This is a genomic window from Arthrobacter sp. Hiyo1, assembly GCF_001263615.2.
Taxonomy (GTDB): Bacteria; Actinomycetota; Actinomycetes; order Actinomycetales; family Micrococcaceae; genus Arthrobacter.
The window spans coordinates 411,548-418,235 of sequence record NZ_DF952471.1; the positions used below are offsets into that span (position 1 = coordinate 411,548).

Annotated in this window: 7 protein-coding genes and 3 pseudogenes; 7 read left to right on the forward strand and 3 right to left on the reverse strand. The window is 65.7% G+C overall.

Going from position 1 to position 6,688, the window contains the following annotated elements; translation table 11 throughout:
• The 3 genes and pseudogenes from AHiyo1_RS26795 to AHiyo1_RS13440 all read left to right on the forward strand — a co-directional run.
• A pseudogene (locus AHiyo1_RS26795) lies at window positions 1-218 on the forward strand (carbohydrate kinase); the annotation flags it as partial.
• A complete protein-coding gene (locus AHiyo1_RS13435) occupies window positions 215-739 on the forward strand; it encodes a YbhB/YbcL family Raf kinase inhibitor-like protein (RefSeq protein WP_059388904.1) in 525 nt (174 codons plus the stop codon). The pseudogene AHiyo1_RS26795 and the gene AHiyo1_RS13435, both read left to right, overlap by 4 nt.
• Before the next feature lie 47 nt (window positions 740-786).
• Window positions 787-1,596 carry a Cof-type HAD-IIB family hydrolase gene (locus AHiyo1_RS13440; RefSeq protein ID WP_059388905.1) on the forward strand — a complete coding sequence of 270 codons (810 nt, stop codon included), beginning with the start codon at window positions 787-789 and terminating at the stop codon, window positions 1,594-1,596.
• A 29-nt stretch (window positions 1,597-1,625) separates the two neighbouring features.
• On the opposite strand, the gene AHiyo1_RS13445 is transcribed toward AHiyo1_RS13440, so the two are convergent.
• On the reverse strand, window positions 1,626-2,900 hold the full coding sequence (locus AHiyo1_RS13445) for a helix-turn-helix transcriptional regulator (protein ID WP_059388906.1): 1,275 nt from the start codon (window positions 2,898-2,900) through the stop codon (window positions 1,626-1,628).
• Window positions 2,901-3,039: 139 nt separating this feature from the next.
• Here AHiyo1_RS13445 and hxlB point away from each other — a divergent pair, with 139 nt between their 5' ends.
• The 4 genes and pseudogenes from hxlB (at window position 3,040) to AHiyo1_RS13465 (ending at window position 5,589) form a co-directional block, all read left to right on the forward strand.
• Window positions 3,040-3,660 carry a 6-phospho-3-hexuloisomerase gene (gene hxlB / locus AHiyo1_RS13450; protein WP_059388907.1) on the forward strand — a complete coding sequence of 207 codons (621 nt, stop codon included), beginning with the start codon at window positions 3,040-3,042 and terminating at the stop codon, window positions 3,658-3,660.
• A gap of 54 nt (window positions 3,661-3,714) precedes the next feature.
• Window positions 3,715-4,338, forward strand: a complete 624-nt coding sequence (hxlA, locus tag AHiyo1_RS13455) for a 3-hexulose-6-phosphate synthase (RefSeq protein ID WP_059388908.1) — start codon at window positions 3,715-3,717, stop codon at window positions 4,336-4,338.
• 179 nt (window positions 4,339-4,517) lie between these two features.
• Window positions 4,518-4,766, forward strand: a complete 249-nt coding sequence (locus AHiyo1_RS13460) for a hypothetical protein (RefSeq protein ID WP_059388909.1) — start codon at window positions 4,518-4,520, stop codon at window positions 4,764-4,766.
• 38 nt (window positions 4,767-4,804) lie between these two features.
• Window positions 4,805-5,589 (forward strand): annotated as a pseudogene (locus tag AHiyo1_RS13465) (glycerophosphodiester phosphodiesterase family protein).
• On the opposite strand, the gene AHiyo1_RS25575 reads toward AHiyo1_RS13465, so the two are convergent.
• Complete coding sequence (locus AHiyo1_RS25575; RefSeq protein ID WP_216363198.1) at window positions 5,531-6,352, reverse strand: RNA polymerase sigma factor; 822 nt, start codon at window positions 6,350-6,352, stop codon at window positions 5,531-5,533. The pseudogene AHiyo1_RS13465 and the gene AHiyo1_RS25575 sit on opposite strands and share 59 nt — an antisense overlap.
• Window positions 6,267-6,688: pseudogene (locus AHiyo1_RS25580) on the reverse strand (RNA polymerase sigma factor); the annotation flags it as partial. The gene AHiyo1_RS25575 and the pseudogene AHiyo1_RS25580, both read right to left, overlap by 86 nt.

Below are 6,688 nucleotides of genomic sequence, written 5' to 3' on the forward strand. Positions count from 1 at the left end.
CACTGCTCTCCGGGATCGTTGACCACGGGCTGGCAGGGGCCCAAAACCGCGACGAACTGCACGCCATGCCCGCCGAAGTGCTCGAAGGACTCCTCAGCCATGCCGCGCGCGCAGCGGCAATCACGGTCTCCCGGCCGGGCGCGAATCCGCCGACGCGTGCCGAACTCAACGCCTTGGGCGTCCCGGAAGCCGGCGCAAGCGTCGAGAGGCAGCCATGAGCTACGCCGACCTTCCACAAGTCCCATCGTTCGATGTCACCAGCGGCTCGCTGAAGGACGGCAGCGCTCTCAGCCCGGCCCAGACCAGCAGGCGCTTCGGCGTGACCGGCGGCAAGGACGAATCCCCGCAGCTGGGCTGGAGCGGAGCCCCCGAGGGCACCAAGGGTTACGTCGTCACAGTCTTCGACCCCGATGCTCCGAGGGCGGGCGGCTACTGGCACTGGGCAGTGGTCAACATCCCCGCCACTACGAACTCGTTGCCTGCCGGTGCCGGCGTTCCGGGTGGTGCGCACTTGCCGGCCGGAGCGGTTCAACTCAAGAACGACGCCGGGTTCCCCGGTTACCTGGGTGCCGCGCCGCCGCCTGGGCACGGTCCGCACCGGTACATCGTCGCCGTGCACGCGGTCGACGTCGATGAACTGGGGCTCGACGCCGGTGCCTCTACGGAAGCCCTCGTCCGCACACTGGCTTCTCACACGCTGGCCCGGGCCGTCATCACGGGCCATTTCGAGCGGCGCTAGCTCCAGGGGCTAAGTCGACGGCGGCCGCCCCCACGTAGACTGACATAATGCGGCTCGTAGCAAGTGACATTGACGGCACCATCCTTGGGCATGACGGCAAGATCAGCAGCCGCACCATCCGCGCATTCCATGCCTGCCGCGACGCGGGCATCGAGGTGGTGTTCGTGACGGGTCGGCCACCGCGCTGGCTCTACCCCCTCCGCGAACAGATCGGCCACAGCGGCATCGTTATTTGCTCCAACGGGGCAGTGGTGTGGGACCTTGAAGCTGACAAGCTGATTTCGGCCAATGCCTTGAGCATCGCGTCTGTACTGGAGGCCCGCCGGATCATCAAGCAGCTCCGGCCCGACGCCTTGTTCGCTGCCGAAACACTCACGGGATTCCACCTGGAGCCCGGGTTCATCGAGAACGAGACCAGCGAGCTCCTGGCCGAGTTCACGCCCGCGTGGCTGGACGAAACGCTGACCGCGGACGACGCCGTCGTGAAGTTCCTTGCCGTAACGCGCAACGGCACTCCGGATGATTTCCTCGCAAGGGTGCAGCCCGCCGTCGCGCATCTCGTGGAGACCACCCACTCGGCGCCGCGGACCGCACTCCTGGAAATGTCGGCGCCCGGTATCAACAAAGCCGTCACACTCGCCGTATATGCGGCATCCCGAGGCATCGAGGCCGCCGAGGTGGTGGCATTCGGTGACATGCCCAACGACGTCGAGATGCTGCGCTGGGCCGGCGACGGTTACGCGATGGCCAGCGGCCATCCGGAGGCGATCAGCGCAGCAGGACAGCAGGCGCCCCATTTCGACGACGACGGCGTGGCCCAGATCCTCGAGGCAAAGCTCGCTTCCCTGCGGGTTTAGTCGGCCCCGCACCGGGCCGCCGTGCACCGCTAGTTCGGCGCCCGCAGTCCGTGGCTGTGCGCCAAGGCAATGGCCTCTGTTCGTGAACCCACGCCGAGTTTCCTGAAAATATTCCTGACATGGAATTTAACGGTGTTTTCGCTGATGTGCAGCTTGGCGGAGATGGCCCGGTTGCGCTGCCCGGCCGCCAACAGTTGAAGAACTTCCATTTCTCGCTCGGCCAGGCCCCATCCACCGATGTCGCCCGCCGGGGCTGATGGAGGGTCCAGTGGCAGGACCACCTGCACGTCGGCTCCCCAGCCGGCCATGACCTCGATGTTCATTCGGCCGTCCAGCGCTGCCACCCTGTTGTTGAGCCGGGCAATGTTGGGCGAATCCGACGTCAGTTCGCCTAGGCCGTCGTCGCGCACGTTGATGAGGAGGTTCACGCCGTCACAGTCCCACTGCACCCGCACGCGCCTGACTGCGGGCTGCTCCACGATGGCGAGCACCAGTCCCCGCACGATCGCCCTGGAGGCGTGGGCAACTTCGCCGGGCAAGGCACGGCCGTTGACCGGTGGCTCGATGAACTGGATGTCGAGCCCGCTGAAGTGCATGAGCGGCCGCAGGTCTTCCCGCAGCCGTTCGAACGCCTTGGCCACCGGCTCTTCGACGAGGTCTGTGGTGCGGTCGCTGAGCGTCCGGAGACTGACCAGCGAGGTAGCGGCCAGGTCGGTGACGGTTTTTCTGGCAGTGGCATCGTCCAGGGCGCTCGATCGCAACGCCGCCAAAAGTGTCTCCAGGGTGGTCGAATGCCTGTCCACGAGTTCGGCCGTGACGCGGAGCCGCTCGGCTGACGCCGCGCGGGATTCCAAAAGGTACGACGGCGGCGCGTCCGCCACCTTCTCCTGGATGCGCCGCGCTGTGAGCTGCCATAGGTAGTCAAGCATCCGCAGGGTCGACGCGCGCTCCAACGGTTCTTCGGGCAGGGCCGGCTCAGTGAGGGTCAGCAGCGCATTGCTCTCGGACGTCAATGCAAGAACAGGCCGTTGCTCGCCGGCGATGGCCGCTTCCCCGTGCCACACCTCGCCTTCCGTGACCCGGGTCCGCAGTTGATCCAACTCGGGAATGGAGACGCGGCTGATGATGCCCTCTGCCCCGGCTTTCTTCTGGGGCCGGCCGGTGCAATCTTCGGTGAAGATCACCAGCGCGCTGCTGCCTACGTACGGAAGCGTCGCTTCACGGAGCCTCTCGGCGATGTTCGTGAGCGGTGCGTTGGCCAGTTCAGCGACTGCCTCGAGAAGGGTCCATCGGCTTGAGGTCATCCCGCCACTTTAGCGCTTCGCGCCGTCCGCCTACTACCCAAACGGGTAGCTAATACCGCCCTTGTTCAGCGTTACGCCTACCCGTTCAGTCCTGAAGGATTGATTCAAACGGAGCATTCACCTGAGCAGGAGGCAACGCATGACCACCACCGCAGCGGCCGTCCAGGCCGTATCGGACGTCGACCCAAGCCCGGATGTCGAGCTAAGCCTGGCCCTCGTGGGCAGCGAGATCGCGGAAACGGCAGCTGAAGTGGACCTTCGGCAATTGTCCAGCCTGGCCACGGAAGTCCAGACTGCCGGGAACTCGGCCACCGGCCGGATCTTCGTTGCAGGAGCCGGCCGCAGCGGCCTCGTCCTGCGGATGGCTGCGATGCGGCTGATGCACCTCGGCTTTGACGTGCACATCGCGGGGGACACCACCACACCGGCCATCCGCTCGGGCGACCTCCTCTTGCTCGCCTCGGGCTCCGGGACGACCTCCGGCGTCGTGCGCGCCGCCGAGACTGCCTCCAAAGCCGGCGCCAGGATCGCCGTGTACACCACGAATGCCGCGTCCCCGCTCGCGGAACTGGCCGACGTCGTCGTCATCATTCCGGCGGCGCAGAAGACAGACCACGGTTCCACGCTGTCGCGTCAATACTCCGGCAGCCTGTTCGAGCAGGTGCTCTTCCTCGCTGCCGAAGCCGTCTTCCAGGCCCTGTGGGACAACGATGCAACCCCGGCCGAGGAACTCTGGCTCCGCCACGCCAACCTCGAATAGCCCCTGATTTTCACCGCACCAACACCACAACAAACGACAGAAAGAGATCCCTCCATGAAGCTGCAAGTCGCTATCGACGTCCTCACCACCGAAGCCGCCCTCGAGATCGCCGGCAAGGTCGCCGAATACGTGGATATCATCGAGCTCGGCACCCCCCTCGTGAAAAGCGAAGGCCTGTCCGCGGTGACGGCCATCAAGGATGCCCACCCGGACAAGGTCGTGTTTGCCGACCTCAAGACCATGGATGCCGGTGAACTTGAAGCCGACATCGCCTTCAAGGCGGGCGCAGACTTGGTCTCCGTGCTTGGCGGCGCAGACGACTCCACCATCGCGGGTGCAGTCAAGGCCGCGAAGGCCCACAACAAGGGCATCGTGGTTGACCTGATCGGCGTTGCGGACAAAGTAACCCGTGCCAAGGAAGCCCGGGCCCTCGGTGCCAAGTTCATCGAGTTCCACGCCGGCCTCGACGAGCAGGCAAAGCCGGGCTACAACCTGGATGTGCTCCTGAGCGCCGGCGAGGAAGCCCGCGTGCCGTTCTCCGTGGCCGGTGGCGTGAACCTGTCCACGATCGGAGCCGTCCAGCGCGCCGGAGCGGATGTCGCCGTCGTCGGCGGTTCCATCTACGGTGCCGACGACCCCGCACTGGCCGCGAAGCAACTGCGCGCCGCCATCATCTAGGCCCACCTCCCAGCCGGCGGTCCCAACCGACTCGCAGTTAATGTCGTTTTCAGGCCTCTAAACGACAACGATTGCTAGTTGGTTGGGACCGCTCACCCATTACACAGCTTCAGTCCAACTGCCGTTCAACTACTCCTCGTAGTCTCTTGTCGTATTCGATGCCGATCACAGGGGACATGATGGCCAAGAGAAAGACGACGGGGTGGCCCGAGGCCCCCGTTCGCCGCGCAGTGCCGGCTGAACATTGGAAGCAATTGCGCCGCGGAGACCGCGTGAGCGTCAAGCGTGCGCCGGGGTTTGAGAACCCCGGCCAGGTGGACGCCGTGTCGAGTGACCACAGCGTGGTCTGGGTAAACCTCGACGGCGGCCGCGGCCGCACGCTGGTGCACTGCGGCGACGGCGTGGAGATCGTCCGGCAGGAATCCTGACGGGCTCGCGGGAGGCGCAGCCGGGTTACGCTACCCGTGTGAGCCCGAATTTGCCTTTCTTCAGCCGCCCGGACGGACAACCCGCTCCGCTTGCGTTCGCGCACCGCGGATTTTCGCCGGATGGCCTTGAGAACTCGGCCGCGGCATTCAGGGCGGCGCTTGAGCTCGGCTTCACGCATCTTGAAACCGATGCCCGCGCCACTGCCGACGGCGTGGTGCTCCTTTTCCACGACGACACCCTTGACCGTGTCACGGATGCCCATGGCTCCATCTCCAGTCTCAGTGCCGCCGAGATCGCCAAGGCTGGATCGGTGGCCGCGAAGCAATTCCCCACTTGGCAGATGTCCTGAAGGAATTTCCCGAGGCGCGGCTGAACATTGATGTCAAGGATTGGCATACCGTCAAACCCCTCGCTGGAGTCATTGAACAACTCGACGCCCATGACCGGGTGCTGATCGCGAGCTTCTCAGATCGCCGGCGTCGGGCCGTCCTGCGCCTGCTCCGCCGTCGCACGGCGTCCTCGGCAGGCATCGCCTGCAACGCCGCCTTCACCCTCTTGGGACCGTTTCTTCCCGAGCGCTGGCTGCGGAAGATCCTGCACGACGTCGATGCCCTCCAAGTGCCGGTCCGCTACGGACCCCTGGCCGTTGTGACCCCCGGTTTCCTGCGGCGGGCGCATCGGCTTGGGCTGCAGGTTCACGTCTGGACGGTCAATGATCCGGCCGAGATGGCCAGGTTGCTTGATATGGGCGTGGACGGGATCGTCACCGACCGAGCGGATGGTCTGAAGTCGGTGCTGCAGGTCCGGGGCCAGTGGTGGTGAGCGCCCGGATGCGTGACGCCAGGAAGTCTCGCTCGGCGTCGTTGTCCGTGCGCTCCTGCGCTTCCCGGTAGGCGGAGACAGCTTCATTGTTGCGTCCCAGGCGCCGGAGCAGATCCGCCCGCACTGCGTGGAAAAGATAGTAGTTGCCCAGTTCAAGGACGTCGACGGCGGCAAGACCCGAGGCGGGTCCCTCCACCTCCGCGAGGGCAACGGCCCTGTTCAAGGCGACCACCGGCGTCGGCTCCATGGCCAGGAGCTGTCCGTACAATGCCAGGATCTGCCGCCAGTCCGTGCTTGCGGGCTGTGCGGCGTCGCTGTGGACCGCGTTGATGGCGGCTTGCAATTGGTACGGTCCGGGCTGGTTCCGCTTCAGGCATTGCCGCACCAATAATTGCCCTTCCGCAATTTGGTCCTTGTCCCAGACGCTGCGGTCCTGGTCCGCGAGGAGCACCAGGCCGCCGTCGGGAGTCGTCCGGGCGTCACGGCGGGCATTGAGCAGAAGCATGAGGGCCAACAGGCCTTTGGCTTCGGGCTCATCAGGCATGAGTTCCATGATGAGCCGGCCGAGGCGAACAGCCTCGTGGCAGAGGTCTTCGCGCACCAGCCCAGCCCCTGAACTCGCAGCGTAGCCCTCGTTGAAGACCAAGTAGACCACGGCCAGCACCGACTTCAAACGCTCAGGAAGCTCGGCGCCGCTCGGTACCCGGTAGGGGATGCGGGCGTCGCGGATCTTCCCTTTCGCCCGCACCAGGCGCTGGGCCATGGTTGCCTCGGGGGACCAGGAAAGCGTGGGCGATCTCCGCCGTGGTGAGCCCGCCCAGGAGCTTGAGTGTCAGGGCCACCTGCGCGGCCCGGTTGATGGCGGGGTGGCAACAGGTGAAGATCAGCCGGAGCTGGTTGTCCTCCACGGTATCCACCTCTTCGGGTTCATCGCTGTGTTCATCACCGTGCAGGATCGCGGCCTGGACGAGTTTCTCCCAACCGGAGGCCTCGCGGCGGAACCGGTCGATAGCCCGGTTGCGGGCGGTGGTGATGATCCAGCCCGCTGGGCTCGGCGGCAGGCCGTCGTCGGGCCAGCGCGCTACGGCCTCGGTGAAGG